Origin of the sequence: Psychrobacter sp. Sarcosine-3u-12, from assembly GCF_002836005.1 — a bacterium.
GTDB classification, from domain to species: domain Bacteria; phylum Pseudomonadota; class Gammaproteobacteria; order Pseudomonadales; family Moraxellaceae; genus Psychrobacter; species Psychrobacter okhotskensis.
In genome coordinates this window covers 1-20,705 of the sequence record NZ_PJBY01000089.1, presented here as the reverse complement: position 1 = coordinate 20,705, position 20,705 = coordinate 1, and the positions used below count along the sequence as shown (strand labels likewise).

Sequence of the window (20,705 nt, the reverse complement as noted above, 5' to 3'; positions counted from 1 at the left end):
GTGAAAGTACTACAAATAGTAGACTGAGCGAGCCTAACGCCGTAGCTGATTTATAGAGGATTGACTATACTTCTAAATTTATAACTCTAATAAGGATAACTATATGAATATTAAATTATCTCAGCACCTACCAAAAACTCATACTCAAAAAATTCTAAAAAAAGAAGCCAAAAGCAAAGACGAAGCCTGTTTGGTAGTCTTAGTGGATGATAAAAAGAACATCCTTGCTGAATCAGTGTTGGCAGACTATAGCGCTCGTATTGAGCAATTGATTGAAGTCTCTCACTTCAACGGTAAAGTTGGTGAAACGGTTGTTGATTATGCCTTAGCGGGTGATAAAAAAACCACCAAGCAAAACCCTGTCCAGCTATTGTTGGTCGGTGTCGGTAACGTTGATAAACTCAACAATACCATCCTGCAAAAAATCACCAAAACCATCTATAGCAGCACACAAAAACGGGTAGCCTCTATTACTGTTGCCTTAGGTGACGCGCTGGAAGAAAACCAGTTTGGTCAATTCGCGCTTAACTTGTTGGCAGCGACTTATCGTTTTGATAAATATAAATCTGAGCAAAGTACCCCAGAATTAACCGATATCTATTTAGTTGCTGATGAATCACTACAGCCAGCATTGGACTTTGCTCAGTCAGTTTTTGCCGGTCAAAGTTTGACTCGCGACGTGGCTAACGAACCCGGCAATATCTGCTTCCCTGCCTATATGGCAGAGCAAGCAGAAGCGTTGGCAAAAACCTATCCTGACTTATTAAAAGTTACGGTATTGGGTGAAGAAGAGATGTCAGCGCTAGGCATGGGTTGCTTCTTAGCTGTGGCACAAGGCTCTGCTAAAGAAGGTAAGCTGGTCATCATGGAATACTATGGCAAGTCAAAATTCAGTGCCAACACTGGTAAATCTACCCTTAGCAGCGCAAAAGTAACGGGCGGTCTCAAAGCTTTGGCGGATAAACTACCAACCAAAGCGGCTAACAAAAAAGCCGCTAAAAACAACGATGACATGCAAGCTGCCAATGATGACGCACCTATCGTATTGGTCGGTAAAGGCGTAACCTTTGACTCAGGTGGTATCTCAATCAAGCCCGGTGCGGCGATGGATGAGATGAAATTTGATATGGGTGGTTCAGCGTCGGTACTCGGTACGATTAAAGCGCTATGTGAAGCGCGTCTACCGATTAACGTTGTGGGTGCGCTCGCCTGTGCGGAAAACATGCCATCAGGTGATGCAACGCGCCCAGGTGATATCGTAAAAGCCATGAACGGCAAATCGGTTGAAATTTTAAATACCGATGCGGAAGGTCGATTAGTACTGGCAGATACTTTATGCTATGTGCAACGCTATCAGCCAAAAGCCATTATCGATGTGGCCACATTGACGGGTGCTTGTGTCGTTGCTTTAGGTCATGTACGCTCAGCTGTATTCAGTAATGATGAAGATGTCTTGTTTGATTTAGAAAATGCCAGTAACCTATCTGGTGATCTCATTTGGCATATGCCGTTGGATGATGAATATCAGTCATTAATCGACTCGCCTATCGCAGATATGCAAAACATCGGTGGTAAAGGTGCAGGTGCAGTGACTGCTGCATGCTTCTTGTCGCGCTTCGTCGAAGAAGGTCAAGCATGGGCACATCTAGACATCGCTGGCACGGCATGGAACTCGGGTAAAGATAAAGCAGCCACTGGTCGCCCTGTACCGCTATTTATGCAATACTTAAAAAACAGCGCGAATATGGTCTAATCCGTTGACGAAAACCAACTTATGAAAACTACTTTATGAAAATCAGTTTATGAAAGTTAGCTTTTATGTATTAAGCGACAGTAAAGCCCAAGATTTCTTGGGCTTTATTTGTCAGTTGACCCAAACGGCGCTCAATAAAAGCAATCAGTCGTTGCTAATTCTTATTGAAAAAGACGATGAATTATCATCCTCGCTTGATGAAGCACTATGGGCACAAGAGGCGACGAGTTTTATACCGCATCAACGCCTGTTCGCTAAAAGTGATGAAAGTGCTAATGCTAAAAGCGATAACACTGAGGTTGCTACCAATGAACAGTTAGCGCCTGTTCTGCTTGGCGGATATATGCCAGCAGATTTCAACGGTATCGTCATCAATACAACGGCACAGCCCGTGAATACCTTTATGCAAGCGACCAGTAATGCTCAACCGACCCGTATTCTTGAGCTGATTAAACCTGACGCGACGAGTGTGCAACAAGGTCGTGACAAATATAAGCACTATCAACAATTAGGCTATGAGCTGACTCATTTTAAAGTCTAACCTTTAATATCTCTTCTATTTTTTCACGATAAAAATGCTTCCATCTTCCTCATACAACGCTATGCTCTTAGCTCTATATACCCTCCTATCTGCTTAGACAGGTATGGGTTAAAGGTAGGCGCTTATCTTAAAAAATGCTACCATCCTTCGATTAGTTTTCCGTTTTCATTATAAATGTATTATTTATCGTCGAAACTGTTTTAAGTGGCTACAAGGCAACCGAGCGCAAATCGTACACTTAGGTACAGGAAGCGAGGGTAACGCCGTAACCATTTACAAATGCTTCGACCATATCGACTAACTCGAGGTTGTATAGATGCGTTCATTGATTGCGATGTACCAGCGTATAGGGCTGGTGCCGCTCATTATTATTGGTTTAATATTAGGGGTATTAATTGGTTGGTTGGCACCAGATACCGGTATAGCACTAGGCTTATTGGGTACGCTATTTGTGGGTGCACTAAAAGCGGTGGCGCCGATACTGGTATTTATTTTGGTCATCGCAGCGATTAGTCAGCATCGTAGTGGCAATGAAGTCTTCGTCAAGCCTGTGCTCATTATGTATATGTTCGGCACTTTTTTGGCCGCCCTCACTGCGGTGGGCGCAAGCTTCTTATTCCCGACCGAGCTGACGTTAGTGAATGCTACTATCGAGCAAGTACCACCGGCGAACCTCAAAGAGGTGTTGACCAATTTGCTGATGAATTTGGTTGCCAACCCTATCAACGCCATCGCTGAAGCCAACTATATCGGTATATTAGCGTGGGCAATCATCATTGGCTTTGCGCTGCGTCAAGCCAGTGATACGGCTCGTACTGTCGTCGGTGATTTTGCGGATGCTATCTCGCAAGTTGTGAAATGGGTCATTGCTCTAGCGCCCTTTGGTATCTTAGGTCTAGTTGCCAATACCGTCGCGGAGACAGGCTTTGGTGCATTAGCGGGTTATGCGCGTATCTTAATGGTACTGGTCGGTTGTATGCTATTTATCGCCTTGGTCGCCAACCCCATTATCGTGCTGATTAAGACGGGCAAAAACCCTTACCCACTGGTATTCACTTGCCTGCGCGAATCTGGTATTACCGCCTTCTTTACCCGTAGTTCTGCGGCCAATATTCCCGTCAATATGAACCTTGCACGTAAACTGGGTCTGCATGAAGACACTTATTCAGTAACGATTCCACTGGGCGCGACCATTAATATGGCAGGCGCGGCGATTACGATTAACGTCTTAACGCTGGCTGCAGCTCATACCTTGGGTATCGAAGTGACGTTCGCTTCAGCGCTGCTACTCAGTCTGGTGGCAACCATTAGTGCTTGCGGTGCGTCTGGTGTCGCTGGTGGTTCATTGTTACTGATTCCATTGGCGGCGAGCTTGTTTAGTATTCCAAACGAAATCGCCATGCAAGTGGTGGCAATTGGCTTTATCATCGGTGTTATTCAAGACTCTGCAGAAACAGCACTGAACTCATCGACTGACGTACTATTTACCGCAGCAGCTGATCCTAAATATTCGCGTTAATTGATAGATATTCAGATTGATAAATTAAGAACCACAAACAGAAAAGGGCCTCATTTAATCAGTGAGGCCCTTTTTATTGTCTGCTGTTTACTACTGCTTCAAGTGTTCAATATCCACTTCAATGACTGGCGTCTGTAGATCTATCTGACGTTTTAGTTGACGTAGTTGTTCCACCTCGTCTAATAGCTCCAGTATCAAGCCAATCGCTGGTACGCTGGCTTCAAAGTCGCGACTTAGACGCGAAGCACGGCGCACAGTCGTCAGCTGATAACCGGTAAATTGCTGATGCTCTGGCACATCATATTCAATGATGTTTTCTTCAATCAGTTCGATGACCCATTGGCGCTCTTGACCACAGGCGGATACCAGCTCATCTAAGCTCATGATAATGTCGGTAAATTCAGGCGAGTTTTTCATAATTATTATCCTCGTATGCTCTTTATTTCATCGTTATCGTATTCATCTCTGTTCGTTGTTGCTTATTGCAGTAATGAGCCATTGTTATTAACACTCTATTTAACATTCTATTTAACGCTCAATAGCGGTATCAGCAAAGGCTTGCTTTAACTGCTCGTAAGCTTGGGTTGCAGCCTCGCTGCTAATCTCAGGGTTGACGATGTTTAAGGTTAAGTATAAATCACCCGCTTGCTTAGCAGGGATACCCTTACCTTTTAAGCGTAAGTTGCTACCAGATTTACTGTTTTTAGGAATCGTCACACCAAGCGTACCTGCTGGTGTAGTTAGATTGATTTTTTCACCCAATGCCGCTTCCCATGGCGCTATGTTTACTGTCTGATAAACATTCGCGCCTTCGATACGGATATTGGCTGCATGGCGAATCTTAACTTTTAAGAATAAATCGCCATTTTTACCACTACCACCGCCAGCAGCACCTTGTCCTGTTAAGCGAATTTGCTTGCCATCAGTGATACCTTTGGGGATTTTAATTTTTAGGGTTTTATTGTCATAATCGACGCTGCCGTTGGGCTGACGCACAGGGACGTTTAGCTTAATACTATAGTCATCACCGCTATATACCGAAGACAAATCAACGGTAATCTCTGCATGTTGGTCTTGACCCTTGCTATCTTGTGCGCCAAAACCACCACCAAATTGATCGAAGCCAGCACTTTGAGAGCGGCTACCTGCCTGCCCATTGGTTGAGCCACGTGCGCCGCGACCAAATGCCGAGAATATATCATCGAAGCGAAAGCCACCATCGCCGTAGGCTGCGCCATCACCAAACTGGTCTTTGATATCTTCCCAGCGAAAGCCATCCTGCCCAGCGCCCGCTGATTGACCACCGAAGCCACCAAAACCGCCAGTGCCAGCTTGACCAGCAAACGGATTGCTTAGCATGGCATCATATTCAGCGCGCTTGTCTTTATCTCTAATGGTCTCGTAAGCGTTATTGATTTCAGCAATCTTATTATCAGCGTCCGGATCGTCACTGACATCTGGATGAAATTGACGAACAAGCTTACGATATTTTTTCTTAATATCAGCATCAGAGGCGTCTTTTTTGACCCCTAAAATATCATAGTAATTTTTCTCTGCCATATTGTTTTTCCTTATCGCATTTATTTCTAATAAATTCAGTTAATACATAATATGGGGATAATGAGTCAATATTTCATTTTTCGCTTGCTGCGGTAATTAATAAGGGGGTATTAGTAATACAGTAATGATGACAAGCGAGACTCGACGTTGGGTTATCTGAATGACCTAATCCCTCATTATTCGCATGTGTCACTATATTGATGTGTGTCACTGTATTAGCGTTTATCACTATGATTCTGGCATCATTTTTCTTTGACAACTGTTGGCGTAATGTCAATTTGGTTTACATGCTTTTATGGCTCATTACCAGTGAGGCTTTATCTGTCTACTTACTTTTAGACGGCAGAATATGTTTTTTCAAAGCATTGCACTGGTAAACACTTGGTATTACAAAATTCAAAAACCGTTTAATCAAAACGATGAAAATATTATTGCTAGATGCTTTTGATGATACCCGACTTCTTACACCTTACAAAACAGTAATAATATAGCAAGTTTTTTTTACATTAGTTTGTACCTAGTTTCTTATCTCAAATATGATAGCGTTGAGTTACTCTAACATACTGATTAAAAATAATACTGCAAGCGTCTTATTATAAGGGCTGAGCCTTACAAGAACCTTGTTTAAACTGCTCCTAACCTCGTCTGAGGGCAATTAATTTTTCTTTTAAATCAATGCTTTATTCTACATTTTTACTGGTCATTAGTTGATTATTACTATGGAAATATTTGACCTCTAGCGTTCTTTTACAGAGCAGTAAGGATATGACAAGCTATGTACGTTAAAATGGATATAGTGTTCATGCTCATAGGGAGTATGGACGATATAGGCAAGCCTACCTGTCTATTTTATAAATCGCTTAAAGGTATTAAATGTCTTATTTCATCAAGTCTTTAGTTATCACTTTATCACTACTGTTAAGTACCACAGTGTTCGCTGGTAATACCAGCTATTACGGTAGTAAGTTTCACGGTAAGCGTACAGCCAGTGGCAGTATCTTTAACATGAACTCTTTGACCGCTGCGCATAAAACCTTGCCATTCGGTACGAAGGTACAAGTGACCAATAAAAAGACCAAGCAGAGCGTGATCGTAAAAATTACGGATAGAGGGCCTTTCATTCGAGGACGCATTCTTGATTTATCTAAAGCTGCTGCTAGTCAGATAAACTGCGAGCTTTGTACGACCACAATGAAAATACTCTCTTATGGTGATGGTAAATACCGTCTGCAATAATGTAATAAAAAGGGAGAGCTAACGCTCTCCCTTTTTTTATGCTTGTTATTATCAGTGAATAACCACTTCACTCATCATGAAACCTATTTATTCAAAACCAGCTTCCATTTCCTCTAGCGTCGTCATAGACAGCAATAGTTTCTCTTCATTGTCGCTGTGCTGCTGCTGTAGCGCTGTTTGTTCATTGAGCAAAACCAATAAATCAGACTTACGGCTTTCTTCATATAGCTGAGTATTAGCCAGCTTTTCTTCTAAAGCCATGAGCTGCTCATCAATGTTAGCCAATGCCTTTTCTGTATTTTCGATATCACGACGTATCGGCGCGGTCAATTTACGTTGTTCAGCGGCCATTTTGCGCAGCGCATCTTTACTAAGCGTTGGCTGAAGAGCTTCGTTTTTTGCTGGTGCTTTGTTAGTAGAGGAAGAATTATTAGATGCTCCTTCTACTGTTTCACGTGAAACAAACTTCTTATTGGCTTTTTTATTCTTTTTCTTACTGCTACTTTTGTCTGTCGAGTTCTCTTGCTTGCGCTTTTCTGCCAGCCACTTACCATAGTCGCTGATGTCGCCGTCGAATTCTTCGATTATACCGTCATGAACCAAAAACAGCTCATCACAGACGTTGGCAATCAACTCGCGATCATGCGAGACCAGTACCACTGCCCCTTCAAACCCTTGCAAGGCGATGGTCAATGCTTGGCGCATTTGTAAATCCAAATGGTTGGTTGGCTCATCGAGTACAAGGACGTTCGGACGTTGCCAAACGATCAAAGCTAGCGTTAAGCGCGCACGCTCGCCACCAGAGAATAGCTCACTGATGGTATCGATACGGTCGCCACGGAAATCAAAGCTACCTAAAAACGAGCGCAGCATCGCATCAGACGTTTTACCTGCTAGGCGACGTAACATCTCGATTGGGGTTGCCTTAGGATCAAGGATATCCATTTGATGCTGATTAAAGTAGCCAAGTTTGAGCGTATCTGAAACCTTGTAACTGCCTTTTAATACCCTAAGCTCACCGACCAAGGCTTTAACCAACGTCGATTTACCCGCGCCATTCATCCCAAGCAGCCCGATACGAGTATCAGGGGTTACTTGCACATTGGCATTATAAAGTAGGGGCGTATCGCTATAACCAATATCGGCATCGGTTAGCTCAATCAATGGCGAGCTCATATTCGCTGGCTCATAAAAGCGGAACGAAAACGGGTTGTCTGCCATCATTGGTGATAGCTCTGCCATGCGCTCAAGCTGCTTGATACGGCTCTGTGCTTGTTTGGCCTTACTGGCCTTGGCACGGAAGCGACGAATAAAGTCATCCAAATGTGCCTTAGTCGCTTCTTGCTTTTCAAACGCTTGCTGCTGCTGCGCCATACGCTCATGACGGGTACGGATAAACTGCTGATAGTTACCCGTATAAAGGGTGATTTTTTGCTGCTCAACGTGCAAGATATGACCGACAGTATTGTCTAAGAAGGTTTGGTCATGTGAGATCACGATGACCAGACCGGTAAAGGCATTAATCCAAGTCTCAAGCCACAGAATGGCATCCAAGTCCAAATGGTTGGTTGGCTCATCGAGTAGCATTAAGTCAGCACGGCTCATCAAGGTTTTGGCGAGGTTTAAACGCATACGCCAACCACCCGAAAACCCTTCTACGGGCAGCTCATGTTGATTGGTATTAAAACCAAGACCCGCCATGATTTGCGCGGCTTTAGTCGGTGTACGATAGCCATCGATCTCATCAAACTGCTGATGCAACACCCCAATCTGCTCATCACTGACACTGCTCAAATCATTTAAAGCCGCGTTAATCTCATACCACTGCTCGTCACCACTTAACACATAATCAATCGCCGTTTGCGCACTCGCACCCACTTCCTGCGCCATATGCGCCACATGCCAGCTATCAGGAATGCTCACTTCGCCCCTATCAAGGGTAACCTCGGTATCGCCTGTGCCCATTCGCGTCAGTAATAAGGCAAACAAGGTCGATTTACCAGTGCCGTTATTGCCCGTTAAGCCAACTTTGTGGCCCGGATGTAGCTGGAAGCTTGCCCCTGCAAACAACTCACGACCATCACGGCGAACACCAACGTCTTTAAATTCGATCATATAATTTCTTCATCTCAACAGTAATATAAAATATAAGGCAATAAAAAACACACATCTGGCATGTTAACTGGCGGCTATTATTTCAAACGCTTGCCCCATAGGCAAACGATTAAATAACTATTTCAAAACCAAGCAGTTATTGTGCTAAAAAAGCCAGTCTTAAAACCCGTATGGACGATGATCCCTCTTGACAAACTAATCGTGACCCCCATTATGATATACTGCCAAAAGCGTAATGCCCGCAGACAACTAAAGGGTTGTGATGGCGCAACTACCAACCTTATAATAACCAAACGACATTGCTATAACGACAGCACCCAATTGAATCAAACGCCGCGCGTATCTTTATTTGCAACCATATAAGTTGCAAACCCAAACAGGACGACGACCGCATTTGATCCTAGCAACTGAGGTAGATATGAACGAATCAGCCAACCAATTTAATCCAAGCTCAAGCCAGCCGGTAGATCCTACCGTATTAAGCCTAACCGACAGTGCCGCACAAAAAGTGCGGCGCTTGCGCGAAGAAGAAGGTGACAGCGATCTTATGCTGCGCGTCTATGTGACTGGTGGCGGCTGCTCAGGTTTTTCTTATGGCTTTAACTTTGCCAATGACCTAAATGAGGACGATGCCAACTTTGATAATGGCGACGTCACTCTAGTGGTAGACTCTTTAAGCTATCAGTATCTGCAAGGCTCTACCGTTGATTATACCGAAGGACTAGAAGGCGCGCGCTTTATCGTCACCAACCCGAACGCCACGACTACTTGTGGTTGCGGCTCGTCATTTTCCATCTAAGTTAAATAGTGGATTTAGGCTTTTGATTGATAACTATTATTAATCAATGCTAAATAAATAGAAAACTATTGTGATAAATTAAGTGTACGGTTGTATACTTAATATCATATTGCGCGCCGATAATCCGACTAAAAGCCTATTTGGTCGGTTTTTTATTGTTTTATTATAAGGATATGCTTAAATATCACCACAGTTTGAGTAGCTATATTAATCAATTCGAATGTAAGCTGATTAATCGAAGCTATTAATTGATGACATTTTTGAGAAACTCTCTTTATATCCCAAACAATTAAGGTACATGACAATGGCTAAGTTAACACTTGATGCATTAAACGAGATTGACGGCTTTATCGCAGCAGCATTAGTAGATAGTGAATCAGGTCTAGCACTTGCAACTCTAGGTACGGGCATCGATCTTGAGCTTGCCGCTGCTGGTAACACGGAAGTATTGCGCTCTAAACGTAAGGTTGCCGCAGCACTAGGTCTGAATGAGAGCATCGAAGATATCCTGATTACCCTAAGCAAGCAGTATCACTTGCTACGTCCATTAGTACGCAACGACAACTTGTTCTTATATCTTGTGCTTGATCGTCAAAAGTCAAACCTAGCGATGGCACGTCATAACCTAAAAAGCTTTGAAACTGAATTAGATTTTTCTTAAGTCAGTAATGAGCCCGTTATAACTCACTCATTTGCTCGTGATAATATCCGCACCTATCTTGATTGATAGTAGTGTTCTAAAGCATCTACCCACTTGGTAGGTGCTTTTTTTAGTTTAGCCAATCCCTTGTTTTTGGCAATAAATTTTTTATTATCAATGATATAGACAACAATCACTTACTGACCTAAAGTATTCATGAGTAACTATAAAACGTGTAATACCGACGTAAATACGCCAAGTTTATTAGCCAAACAGCTATCAACTGACTTTAAGCAAAGCTTATTGTATTTGTAATTGTCCGTGGTTTTCAGGGTGGCTTTGAGCTAAACTGACGTCATTATTAATCTAAATACCTACCTCTTTTATGGTCATACACCTGTCGTGTTTTGAGCCGCCATAACAAATAACAATAGATGACTATTATGAGTAATTTTGCACATAGGTTTGTTAGTTTTGAAATCCCTAATTGGTTTGATACCCAGCACTTAGCGGGTATGCTGCGCGGTATCGAAAAAGAAGGTCTGCGCGTCAAGCCCGATGGCTATTTGGCGCAAACGCCGCACCCAATCAAACTTGGCTCCAAGCTCACGCATCCCTTTATTACAACCGATTATTCTGAGAGCTTGCTTGAGCTCATCACTGACCCAAAAACCAGCCCCAAAGAGACGCTAAATATGCTGCGTCAGCTCCATCTTTTAGTGTACCAAGGTATGCCTGAAGGTGAGCTCATGTGGCCGCTATCGATGCCATGCATGCTGTCATCCAAAGACGAAGACATCCCTTTGGCGGATTATGGTAGCTCTAACACGGGTAAGCTAAAAACGTTATATCGTAGTGGTCTGGGTATTCGTTATGGTCGCCGCATGCAGACGATTGCTGGTTTGCATTACAACTTATCTTTCGGTGACAACCTATTCGAAGCGTGGCAAGCAAAAGTACCAGCTGCGCAAAGCCAAACGTTGACAGAATTTAAGAATGAGAAGTACCTAGGTCTGATTCGCAACTTTAAGCGCCTGACCAGTCTGGTGCTTTATTTGCTAGGTGCCAGTCCCAGTGTCTGTCCTTGTTTTATAGCAGGACGCGAGCACGATTTAGAGCTGCTCAACGATTCAACTTATTACAAGCCTGCAGCGACCAGCCTACGTATGGGCAAGCTTGGCTATACCAATAGTGTGCAAGAGCAGCTAGATATTCGCTATAACTATCTACCAGAGTATGTCGCTGGCCTACGCCGCGCGATTCAAACGCCGCACGAGAGCTTTGAAAAGCTTGGTTTGGATGATGCTGAGGGTCATCCTATCCAGATCAATAACCATATTCTACAAATAGAAAATGAATACTATAGCCCTATCCGACCCAAACAAATTGCGATAAGTGGCGAGACACCTACCGAAGCGCTGGAGCGTCGCGGCATCGCTTACGTTGAGTTCCGCGCTATTGATCTCGATCCTTATAGCGATATCGGTATCCGTCTATCGAGCGCTTGTTTTTTAGAAGTGATGGCGCTTTATTGCTTGCTAAATGATTCGCCTGAATTGATGCCTGAGGAAGAAGAAGCGCTGGCCATCAATCTTGAGCGCGTGGTCAATGAAGGTCGCCGTGACAATTTGCACATCATGAATAATGGTGCGGAGCAATCACTAGAAAGCTGGATGTTGATACACCTAGATCGTATGCAACCTCTAGCCGCCCTACTCGATGCGCACTATGGTGGTAATGACTACCGTGCGGCGGTAGCATTGATGCAAGGCAAAGCGGGACATTCTGAATCGACCATATCGGCGCAAGTAAACTCTGATAGCAAACGTCTAGGCAGTTTATGGCAGCTGGGCTTTACCTTAGCGCAGCAGCATCGTGATTCTCTCTTGCAACAAACTCTTAGCCCCAACAACCAAGCCAAATATGAAGTATTGGCTGAAAAATCAATACTTCAGCAAGCAGAAATTGAAGCCGCCGAGACCGAAGACTTTATGGACTTCTTACAACAGTATCGCTAATTAACGTTTTCTATTGTTCATGGTATTTTATTGTTTATAGTGTTTTATTGATTATAGTGTTTTATTGATTATTTTATAAGAGTATTTGACCAATGCTAAAGCTAACCACCTACCGTAACTTGCAAGTCTTTTTGGTATTAATGGCAGTGATAGGAATGAGCTTTGCGCTGTTTTATTTACAGCGCCATCTGGGTCTATCACCTTGCCCACTTTGTATTTTTCAGCGTATCGGCCTGATGGTTATGGGTGGCTTTGCCTTAATAGCAGCACTGTTTAATCCGAAATCTAAAGTGGTAAGACTTATATTATGGCTTGGTAGCTTAGCAGGTATCGGCTGGGCTACTGCGGTTGCTGTGCGTCATGTCTGGTTACAACACTTGCCCGCTGACCAAGTCCCTTCTTGTGGTCCGGGATTAGACTATTGGCTCGACACCTTACCAATGAAGCAAGTCTTGAATGAAGTGTTTGCTGGTTCTGGTGAGTGTGCTGAGATTGCTTGGCGATTTATGGGCTTGAGTATTCCTGAGCAATCACTGATTCTTTTTAGCATTCTATTGATAGTGCATGTAATAATATTATGGCGCATCGTACGCCCTGCTACCCCTATTCGTCGTGCTTAACAGCAATCGGCGCGGCTAACTACCAAGCAAGATAACGCTTTATACTTTTATACAATGGCAAATCTCTAACATAAAGGGATTTGCCATTTTTTTATGCGCTTTCTTTTTTATGCGCTGTATTTATCGCTGTTATTGAATCGCTATTATTTATTATAAGTGTCGTTATAAGTGCTACCCTATCTGTTCTCCCATCGAGTTGATTATAACAAAAAGTCCACATAGATATCTTTGAGCTTTGGTATGGTGAGACAGCTTGTATACTTAAATGGTATAATGATGTGTTTTAATTATACATTCGTTAACTATCAACCATTAGCTACTAGCCATTAATGAACAAGCACAATGTTCAATATCTATAGCTCAGCCTTATTATTAATCGATACCAACCGATAAAACAATGCCGTCAGACGCCTAATACGGACTCAGTAAGCTCGTCCGCTTTTATCTCTGATAACAGCCATTGAGCTTCGGCGATCGCGCTGGCTCGGTCATAATTGACAATACTCGTAACGTTTCTAGAATCTATTTAAAAACTGTTTTTGGTATGCCATGATATATCTTACGTCTATTTTTTCTACCAGTTCTAATATCATAAGACGCGCTCGTCGACCCTTATTAGCCGTGCCTATCTGCTTACTGCTTATTGGTTGCGACAGCTCTTCGTCGACGACCAATAAAGGCATAAGCACTAAAGTTGCCCCCGTCGATAATACGGAAAACGCTGCTCTGCAAGATGCTGCGCAAGACAATCAGCAAACGGATACTGATATATCGGCCAATGCAGATACAGGTCAATCGCTCATTAACGCCGCCCAACCCGATGATGACACGCATACACGTCACTCACTCATGATCTCAGAGCCAAATGATAATAGTGCATTACAGGCTACGTTAATGGGCGATTATGGTGGTATGGTTCCTTGCGCATCTTGCGACAATATCGATATTACTCTGAACTTATTCGCCGATGGTTCAGTGTTAAAAACCAGCCTCTATAATAGTGCTGAGCCGCCGCGCCAGCCATTGCTCGAGTCGGGTATTTATCGCCAAGACAATGATACAATTACGATTGTTTATGAAAGTAAGCATATCGAAACCTATCATATCCAAGACAACCATCTGGTGATGATGGATGAGTACAAAAATCCCAACGGTGACTATACTTTGTCACGCAGATAAAAGTGCAGCAGTATAAAAGATTGAATACACTCAATCTAATGATGCCAAATAAGCAGTCGCATAACGCCTATCTATTGGGCGTTTTTTATTGGTCATCCAACAGTGTTTACTTTACAATAAGTGCCTGCTGGCTATAGAACAACCGAGCGCAAATAGGTCGTTTAGTATAGCAAGCGAGGTTTGCGCCGTAACCATTTATCAATGCTCTGATATAGCCAGCACTCGTGACCAATAGGTTGGGTACGTCCTAAAATACGCAGCGCTTTGATGTTGCTACCTTTTCGGATAACTCTACAATTTCATTTTCTTATTCAAGCTCGTACGGAACGTCTATGCATATTCATATTCTTGGTATTTGTGGTACTTTTATGGGCTCATTGGCCTTATTGGCACGCGAACTTGGACATACGGTCACGGGCTCAGATGCCAATGTCTATCCACCGATGTCTACCCAACTTGAAGATGCGGGCGTGACGATTGAGCAAGGCTATCTGATAGAGCACTTGCAGCCAGCGCCAGATTTAGTCGTCGTTGGTAACGCCATGAAGCGCGGGATGGATGTCATCGAATATATGCTAGACACAGGTCTACGCTATACTTCAGGGCCACAATTTTTGTCTGAAAAAGTGTTGCAGTCGCGTCACGTCATCGCCGTTGCCGGTACTCATGGTAAAACCACGACGACGACCATGCTTGCCTGGATACTGCATTATTCAGGTATTGATGCAGGGTTTTTGATTGGTGGTGTGCCGCTAGTCGATACCACTGACGAGCATTTGCAGCAAGTTTTTGCACATAGCAGCTATTTGGGTGCTGAGAAAACCAATGATGCAGCAGAAAAAACTGGCTATTTCGTGATTGAAGCTGATGAGTATGATTCGGCGTTTTTTGATAAGCGTTCAAAATTCGTTCATTATCGCCCGCGTACCGCTATTTTAAACAACCTTGAATTTGATCATGCTGATATTTTTGCAGATCTCGATGCTATCCAGACCCAGTTCCATCACATGGTACGCATGATTCCGAGCACGGGTAAAATTATCATGCCGGCAGCAACTATTAGCCTAGAAGATACCTTAGCAAAAGGCGTTTGGACGCCTATTTGGCGCACGGCAGTGATTGACTCAACAGAGGCTAATGCTAATGACGGCGACAATAATACGACTCTAAAAAACAGTAGCGACTGGCAAGCCGAACTTATTAGCAAAGACGGCGGTCAATTCAAGGTTAGTTTCGCAGCTGATAAAGAAGCCACAGCGCTCATCGATTGGTCGATGAGCGGTATTCACAACGTCAATAATGCACTGGTTGCTGTCGCCGCTGCCTATAATGTTGGCGTCGATGTCAAAACTGCTTGCGCAGCGTTATCAGCATTTGCTGGTATCAAGCGTCGTATGGAACTCATCGGTGATGTAAATAATATTTTAGTGTTTGATGACTTTGCCCATCATCCGACTGCCATCACCACCACGTTGGATGGTGCCAAAAAGAAACTGGCTGATAGACGCATTTGGGCAATCATTGAGCCACGTAGTAACACCATGAAAATGGGTATTCATCAAGACAGTTTGGCTGAGTCTGCCGCCCTTGCCGACTATACACTTTGGTATGAGCCTACTGGTCTCGAATGGGGTCTAAAAGACGTCATCGACAATGCCAATACTGCCAATCCTAATATCGACAACCAACAGGTACTCTCTAGCGTCGATGCTATTATTGAACATATCACTAGCCATGCAAAAGCTGGTGATGCGATTGTCATTATGTCTAATGGCGGCTTTGAGAATATTCATCAGCGCCTATTAACGGCCTTGCGCGAGCAATAGTTCAACCGACCAATCAAAACTACTGTCAGAATGATAGCGTCGCTTATTAATCATAAACGGCGCTATTTTTATGCTCATCTTTTATAAATTATAATCAACTCAGACTAGGGTCTGTTGAATATTCAAATATTAGCGACATTGCTACCTTTTTAACCTTTCGTTTACCTATTGCACCTGTGCGATAGCAATTCGAGGTTTTTTCTCACATAGCCCGTACACTGGTAACATTTTGTGCTTACTCTTATTCCTATAGAGTCCTTACAATGTATTTATCAAAACCATTAATAATTAATAATACATTTAAATTACAATAAATTAGGAGAATGAAATGGGCTTTATTTGGATGATTATCGTAGGTTTGGTCGCTGGTCTATTAGCACGAGCAATTAAGCCAGGTAGCGACCCTATGGGTTGGATTATGACCATTGTCTTGGGTATCGTTGGTGCTTTATTGGGTGGTGTCATTGCTAGCGTTATCGGCATAAATGCTGATGGTGGCTTTACTGGTCTAATATTCTCAGTAATCGGTGCCATTATCTTGCTCTTCATCTATGAGATGATCATGAGCAAACGTGGTGTATAACCTCTAATTAAACAGTTTGGTCAGACAAAGTGAGCAAAACCACTTGAGTTGAACCAACGAGCGTTTAACCGAGACCAATCGAAAAGCCTTGCTATTTGCAGGGCTTTTTTATGACCCTAATAAAAGTGACTATCTTGGTTTTTACTATGCTAAAAAGTAATAGTTGCGCGAAAGTATTGATAAGCATTACTTTTGTCCCCATTTATCTTATAATATCAACCCTATTTTGTCCTTATCATTGAGGTGAGCGTTATGGCTTTACTCCCTATCTTAAGCTATCCAGACCCGCGCTTACGCACGATTGCGAAGCCTGTCAAGGAAGTCACTGCTGAAATCAAAACCTTAATCGCTGATATGATTGAGACCATGTATGACGCCCAAGGTATTGGTCTGGCTGCCAGTCAAGTCGATCGTCATATTCAGCTCATCGTTATCGATTTGTCAGAAGATAAAAACGATCCAAAGGTTTTTATTAACCCAAAAGTCACGCCATTGGTAGAAGAAAAGCAACCGTATGAAGAAGGTTGTTTGTCAGTCCCTGAGGTCTATGATAAAGTTGAACGCCCTAATAAAGTGCGCATTGAAGCCTTAGATGAGAACGGCGAAAAGATCGATGAAGAAGTCGAAGGCCTACTTGCCGTCTGTATCCAGCATGAGATGGATCATCTAAATGGGGTCATATTCGTCGATTATTTATCACGTCTTAAGCAAACGCGGGCACGTGATAAAGTTCGTAAAGTGCTCAAAATACGTGAAAAGCAAGGTGAGCCAGCCGCTGAAAAGCAGCCGCAAACCACCAACTCTTAATTGGATGCATTTATAGTTAATTCAGGACCTATTGTCCGATTATCTCAAGCATGCATTGGTTTTTATTATTCATCCTATCCTGTGTTAACTTAAGGTTCCCCACCATGACCATGATCAAAATTGACCAATATTTTGACCCTGCCGGCTGGCAGAAATTCACCAAAGCTGCCGAAGGTCGCGAAACCCCATTCTTAGTGGTGGACCTGAGTCGTATCAAAACCAAATATCATGAAATGGTTGGTTTTTTTCCGAATGCCAAGTTGCATTATGCGATGAAAGCCAGCCCTGCTGTCGAAGTCATTAATCTATTGGCTGAACTGGGCTCAAACTTTGATTGTGCGTCCATTTATGAGCTTGATCGTGTCCTTGACTGCGGCGTTGAGCCATCGCGTATTTCTTATGGCAACACCATCAAAAAAGCCGAGCACGTCAAATATGCTTTTGAGAAAGGCATTGATTTGTATGCGACCGACTCAGAAGCCGATCTAAAAAATATTGCCAAATACGCTCCTGGTTCAAAAATATTTGTGCGTATCTTAGTACAAGGCTCTGAGACCGCTGAGTGGCCATTGTCTCGTAAGTTTGGTTGCCATCCAAACATGGCAATTGAGCTGTTGATTCAAGCCCGTGATTTGGGTCTAGTGCCTTATGGTATCTCGTTCCATGTGGGTAGCCAGCAAAAAGATGTTGCCGCTTGGGATGATGCCTTAGCCAAGGTCAAATATATGTTTGACTGGATGAAAAACGAAGAAGATATTAAGCTGCAAATGATCAACTTAGGCGGCGGTTTTCCAGCCAATTATATTAGTGAAGTGAATCCCGTAAAAGTTTACGCTGAAGAAATCACTCGTTATTTGACGGATGATTATGATGAGGAAGATATGCCGGAGATTATCCTAGAACCCGGTCGCTCATTGGTCGGTGGTTCAGGGGTATTGGTCAGTGACGTGGTGCTCATTTCGCGTAAGTCGCATACTGACTTGACGCGTTGGGTCTATACTGATGTGGGTTTGTTCCAAGGCTTAATTGAAACCTTGGGTGAAGCGATTAAATATCCAGTTTATACGCCTAAGATGGAAACCTCAACCAGCGAAGGTACGGTCGTATTGGCCGGTCCAACCTGTGACTCAACCGATATCATGTATGAAGAAGCAGGTTATCAATTACCAGAAGAGCTAGAAATTGGCGATAAAATCTTTTGGTTAACCACGGGTGCGTATACCAACTCGTATTCATCGGTCGAGTTCAATGGTTTTCCACCGTTAGAAGTGGTTTATATTGATTAATTCTCAGTGAATGCTCAGCAATAAGAAAAGCGCGGTACTGTGATTAGCAGTGCCGCGCTTTTTTATGCTTTTTCATCTATCATCTATGCCGCCCATTATTATAATCATTTCTAAATAAAAGAAGCACAGATGTTATAACGCGCTACTGGGACAAATTTTTCTTGCTTGCTATGCCTACGCAGACAGAGGCTACAAAAAATTAGTCCCAGCAGCACTGTATTCTTTTAAAAAATAGATCAACTATAACTCCTTGAATAACAAGGAACGATGTAATACTAACTACTGCACTAACAGCGAGATAGGCATACTATTAGTGTTATTAACAGTGCGATTACTGCCATAGCTTGAGCGTTGGGTTTGATTATTCTGTGAAATCTGACCGATCGTCACCCACTGTCCACGTGGTACGACAATGGTACTATTTAAGCGCTGACCTTGAATAGCATTATAACTATTTTGCTTATAAGACGAATGAGAACGCACGAGCTGCTCATCAACTTGTGATAACTGCACTTCGACTTGCCCGTTTGGTAGTAGCCGTGGCGTCACAGCAATGCCTTGCGTCGTTGGCAGTAATACTTGCTGCTGAATAATAATCTGCCCCGATGGTCGATTATAAGTTGGATACGTAGTGGCATGATAGGTTTGAGTCAGCGCATAGAGCGTGCCTGTACTAATGCTCGCGGCACTACCAGATAGCGTTTGTACTTGATATAAATTATTGCCTTGCTGCTGACTATTGCGCTGATTAATTATCTCTGAACCCTCAATGCCGCGATTGCTAATAATAACCTGACCTTGCTGAATATTACTTTGAGAATCACTATTATTACCAACACGCACAGCAACGATCAACGCCTGTGGTTGACCGTCAATTTGACTCAGTAATTGCTGTACCGCTTGATAATTAGCGGCGGTGGTATGCAATACCAGCTTATCCTGATAAGTAGACACCGTACCGCCATCGCGACTATTATTCAATTGCTGGCGTACCGCAGGCAACAGTGCATCACCACCATAGGTATGGATGACGTAGGTTTGAAAAGTAGCTGCTTGTACGACTATCGGCAGTACCGTTAAACTTAAAGTAAATGCTATCGGACGCTTATAACTTATGGCTTTGACAGTTTTTATATTTTTAACAATGTTAAGTATAGCCACTACCCGACCAAAACTCTCTCTTAAATGTTCGCTCAACTTATTCATAATTGACCTCTAACAATAGTTAAACGCTATCAAAAGCCATACTTAGCAGCTATCAAACCATCAGCAAAAACCCTTAGTCATTTAAGTATGAGGTATTTAAGCCTTATTCATTTAAGCCTTATTCATTTAAGCCTTATTCATTTAAGCCTTATTCATTTAAGCCTTAGTCATTTAAGCCTAAAACATCCTGCATATTATATTGCCCGACTTCCTGCTTAATTACCCAAGTTGCCGCACGTACTGCACCAGCGGCAAAGGTCATACGCGCGCGCGCACGATGGGTAATCTCAACCACTTCACCATCTGCAATAAACATCACGGTATGATCGCCGATGATTTCACCGCCCCGTATCGCATGAATACCAATGCTACCCGCTTCGCGCTCGCCTGTTTGCCCTTCGCGACCATAGACAGCGACGTCCTTTAAGTTCTGTCCGCGAGCCTCTGCGACGGCCTCTGCCATCATGTAAGCTGTGCCTGATGGGGCATCGATTTTGTGCTTATGATGGGCTTCGATGACCTCTACATCCGCATCAGTGCCAAAGGCTTTGGCTGCCATGCCGAGCAACTTTAATGACAAATTAACGCCTGTTGAATAGTTACCCGCATAAACGATAGCAACTTGCTCACTCGCTTTTGCCAAGACTTTCTCTTGCTGCTCATTGAATCCTGTAGTGCCAATCACCATCGCCACCTTATGCGCTGCACAGATTTGCATATTTTGCTCAGTGGCATCTGGCAAGCTAAAATCAATCAGCACATCGATGTCATTAATAACTGTTTTTAAATCATCGACAATCTGTACATCTAAACGACCAATCGCTGCAACTTCGCCCGCATCTGCACCGACAAGGCTTGAACCTTGACGTTCAATTGCGGCGTTAAGCGCAGTTTGCGAGTTGTCCTGTACCGCTTCAATAAGCATACGCCCCATACGCCCACCGGCACCGATGACACCGACTTTAATAGCTTGGTTTTTTACTTGTTGACTCATATCTCTGTCCTAAATATTTTATT

The 20,705-nt window shown here is 43.2% G+C and carries 18 protein-coding genes; 13 read left to right on the top strand and 5 right to left on the bottom strand.

The annotated features are described in order from the left end of the window. Window positions 1-103 precede the first annotated feature (103 nt). The 3 genes from CXF65_RS05880 (at window position 104) to sstT (ending at window position 3,813) form a co-directional block, all read left to right on the top strand. Window positions 104-1,753, top strand: coding sequence for a leucyl aminopeptidase (locus CXF65_RS05880; RefSeq protein WP_101211377.1), 1,650 nt, complete (start codon window positions 104-106; stop codon window positions 1,751-1,753). 49 nt (window positions 1,754-1,802) lie between these two features. Beyond that, the gene (locus CXF65_RS05875) at window positions 1,803-2,294 is read left to right on the top strand and encodes a DNA polymerase III subunit chi (protein ID WP_101211376.1); all 492 of its coding nucleotides are present in this window, start codon (window positions 1,803-1,805) and stop codon (window positions 2,292-2,294) included. 316 nt (window positions 2,295-2,610) lie between these two features. Continuing rightward, entirely contained in the window at window positions 2,611-3,813 is a 1,203-nt protein-coding gene (sstT, locus tag CXF65_RS05870; protein ID WP_101211375.1) for a serine/threonine transporter SstT, read from the top strand. A 90-nt stretch (window positions 3,814-3,903) separates the two neighbouring features. On the opposite strand, the gene CXF65_RS05865 is transcribed toward sstT, so the two are convergent. After that, a complete protein-coding gene (locus CXF65_RS05865) occupies window positions 3,904-4,230 on the bottom strand; it encodes a chaperone modulator CbpM (RefSeq protein WP_025652614.1) in 327 nt (108 codons plus the stop codon). A gap of 111 nt (window positions 4,231-4,341) precedes the next feature. Continuing rightward, a complete protein-coding gene (locus tag CXF65_RS05860; protein ID WP_101211374.1) occupies window positions 4,342-5,373 on the bottom strand; it encodes a DnaJ C-terminal domain-containing protein in 1,032 nt (343 codons plus the stop codon). Window positions 5,374-6,246: 873 nt separating this feature from the next. On the opposite strand from CXF65_RS05860, the gene CXF65_RS05855 reads away from it, so the two are divergent. Further along, window positions 6,247-6,609, top strand: coding sequence for a septal ring lytic transglycosylase RlpA family protein (locus CXF65_RS05855; RefSeq protein WP_025652616.1), 363 nt, complete (start codon window positions 6,247-6,249; stop codon window positions 6,607-6,609). 87 nt (window positions 6,610-6,696) lie between these two features. On the opposite strand, the gene CXF65_RS05850 is transcribed toward CXF65_RS05855, so the two are convergent. After that, window positions 6,697-8,724, bottom strand: a complete 2,028-nt coding sequence (locus tag CXF65_RS05850) for an ABC-F family ATP-binding cassette domain-containing protein (RefSeq protein WP_101211373.1) — start codon at window positions 8,722-8,724, stop codon at window positions 6,697-6,699. 418 nt (window positions 8,725-9,142) lie between these two features. Here CXF65_RS05850 and erpA point away from each other — a divergent pair, with 418 nt between their 5' ends. The 9 genes from erpA (at window position 9,143) to CXF65_RS05805 (ending at window position 18,482) form a co-directional block, all read left to right on the top strand. Further along, on the top strand, window positions 9,143-9,523 hold the full coding sequence (gene erpA / locus CXF65_RS05845) for an iron-sulfur cluster insertion protein ErpA (RefSeq protein ID WP_025652618.1): 381 nt from the start codon (window positions 9,143-9,145) through the stop codon (window positions 9,521-9,523). A gap of 304 nt (window positions 9,524-9,827) precedes the next feature. Continuing rightward, window positions 9,828-10,184 carry a hypothetical protein gene (locus CXF65_RS05840; RefSeq protein WP_101211372.1) on the top strand — a complete coding sequence of 119 codons (357 nt, stop codon included), beginning with the start codon at window positions 9,828-9,830 and terminating at the stop codon, window positions 10,182-10,184. Between the two features lie 422 nt (window positions 10,185-10,606). Next, window positions 10,607-12,181 carry a glutamate--cysteine ligase gene (gshA, locus tag CXF65_RS05835; RefSeq protein ID WP_101211371.1) on the top strand — a complete coding sequence of 525 codons (1,575 nt, stop codon included), beginning with the start codon at window positions 10,607-10,609 and terminating at the stop codon, window positions 12,179-12,181. A gap of 92 nt (window positions 12,182-12,273) precedes the next feature. Continuing rightward, window positions 12,274-12,801: a disulfide bond formation protein B gene (locus CXF65_RS05830; RefSeq protein WP_101211370.1), complete on the top strand. Its 528-nt coding sequence runs from the start codon at window positions 12,274-12,276 to the stop codon at window positions 12,799-12,801. A 549-nt stretch (window positions 12,802-13,350) separates the two neighbouring features. After that, window positions 13,351-13,980 carry a copper resistance protein NlpE N-terminal domain-containing protein gene (locus CXF65_RS05825; protein WP_101211369.1) on the top strand — a complete coding sequence of 210 codons (630 nt, stop codon included), beginning with the start codon at window positions 13,351-13,353 and terminating at the stop codon, window positions 13,978-13,980. A 332-nt stretch (window positions 13,981-14,312) separates the two neighbouring features. Continuing rightward, window positions 14,313-15,806 (top strand): UDP-N-acetylmuramate:L-alanyl-gamma-D-glutamyl-meso-diaminopimelate ligase, encoded by a 1,494-nt coding sequence (mpl, locus tag CXF65_RS05820; RefSeq protein ID WP_101211368.1) that lies wholly within the window; start codon window positions 14,313-14,315, stop codon window positions 15,804-15,806. A 328-nt stretch (window positions 15,807-16,134) separates the two neighbouring features. Then, on the top strand, window positions 16,135-16,389 hold the full coding sequence (locus tag CXF65_RS05815) for a GlsB/YeaQ/YmgE family stress response membrane protein (RefSeq protein ID WP_025652624.1): 255 nt from the start codon (window positions 16,135-16,137) through the stop codon (window positions 16,387-16,389). A gap of 252 nt (window positions 16,390-16,641) precedes the next feature. After that, window positions 16,642-17,196, top strand: a complete 555-nt coding sequence (def, locus tag CXF65_RS05810) for a peptide deformylase (protein WP_101211367.1) — start codon at window positions 16,642-16,644, stop codon at window positions 17,194-17,196. Between the two features lie 110 nt (window positions 17,197-17,306). After that, complete coding sequence (locus tag CXF65_RS05805; RefSeq protein ID WP_101211383.1) at window positions 17,307-18,482, top strand: type III PLP-dependent enzyme; 1,176 nt, start codon at window positions 17,307-17,309, stop codon at window positions 18,480-18,482. A 279-nt stretch (window positions 18,483-18,761) separates the two neighbouring features. Here CXF65_RS05805 and CXF65_RS05800 read toward each other — a convergent pair whose 3' ends face one another. Both CXF65_RS05800 and dapB read right to left on the bottom strand, forming a co-directional pair. Then, window positions 18,762-19,688: a hypothetical protein gene (locus CXF65_RS05800; protein WP_101211366.1), complete on the bottom strand. Its 927-nt coding sequence runs from the start codon at window positions 19,686-19,688 to the stop codon at window positions 18,762-18,764. 163 nt (window positions 19,689-19,851) lie between these two features. Further along, window positions 19,852-20,682, bottom strand: coding sequence for a 4-hydroxy-tetrahydrodipicolinate reductase (gene dapB / locus CXF65_RS05795; protein ID WP_101211365.1), 831 nt, complete (start codon window positions 20,680-20,682; stop codon window positions 19,852-19,854). Window positions 20,683-20,705: the final 23 nt, after the last annotated feature.

Coding starts and splice junctions, on each gene's coding strand:
- erpA (WP_025652618.1), top strand. CDS start 9,143: ATGAACGAATCAGCCAACCAATTTAATCCAAGCTCAAGCCAGCCGGTA.
- mpl (WP_101211368.1), top strand. CDS start 14,313: ATGCATATTCATATTCTTGGTATTTGTGGTACTTTTATGGGCTCATTG.
- CXF65_RS05850 (WP_101211373.1), bottom strand. CDS start 8,724: ATGATCGAATTTAAAGACGTTGGTGTTCGCCGTGATGGTCGTGAGTTG.
- sstT (WP_101211375.1), top strand. CDS start 2,611: ATGCGTTCATTGATTGCGATGTACCAGCGTATAGGGCTGGTGCCGCTC.
- CXF65_RS05875 (WP_101211376.1), top strand. CDS start 1,803: ATGAAAGTTAGCTTTTATGTATTAAGCGACAGTAAAGCCCAAGATTTC.
- CXF65_RS05815 (WP_025652624.1), top strand. CDS start 16,135: ATGGGCTTTATTTGGATGATTATCGTAGGTTTGGTCGCTGGTCTATTA.
- CXF65_RS05880 (WP_101211377.1), top strand. CDS start 104: ATGAATATTAAATTATCTCAGCACCTACCAAAAACTCATACTCAAAAA.
- CXF65_RS05825 (WP_101211369.1), top strand. CDS start 13,351: ATGATATATCTTACGTCTATTTTTTCTACCAGTTCTAATATCATAAGA.
- def (WP_101211367.1), top strand. CDS start 16,642: ATGGCTTTACTCCCTATCTTAAGCTATCCAGACCCGCGCTTACGCACG.
- CXF65_RS05830 (WP_101211370.1), top strand. CDS start 12,274: ATGCTAAAGCTAACCACCTACCGTAACTTGCAAGTCTTTTTGGTATTA.
- CXF65_RS05865 (WP_025652614.1), bottom strand. CDS start 4,230: ATGAAAAACTCGCCTGAATTTACCGACATTATCATGAGCTTAGATGAG.
- CXF65_RS05805 (WP_101211383.1), top strand. CDS start 17,307: ATGATCAAAATTGACCAATATTTTGACCCTGCCGGCTGGCAGAAATTC.
- CXF65_RS05840 (WP_101211372.1), top strand. CDS start 9,828: ATGGCTAAGTTAACACTTGATGCATTAAACGAGATTGACGGCTTTATC.
- CXF65_RS05860 (WP_101211374.1), bottom strand. CDS start 5,373: ATGGCAGAGAAAAATTACTATGATATTTTAGGGGTCAAAAAAGACGCC.
- gshA (WP_101211371.1), top strand. CDS start 10,607: ATGAGTAATTTTGCACATAGGTTTGTTAGTTTTGAAATCCCTAATTGG.
- dapB (WP_101211365.1), bottom strand. CDS start 20,682: ATGAGTCAACAAGTAAAAAACCAAGCTATTAAAGTCGGTGTCATCGGT.
- CXF65_RS05800 (WP_101211366.1), bottom strand. CDS start 19,688: ATGAATAAGTTGAGCGAACATTTAAGAGAGAGTTTTGGTCGGGTAGTG.
- CXF65_RS05855 (WP_025652616.1), top strand. CDS start 6,247: ATGTCTTATTTCATCAAGTCTTTAGTTATCACTTTATCACTACTGTTA.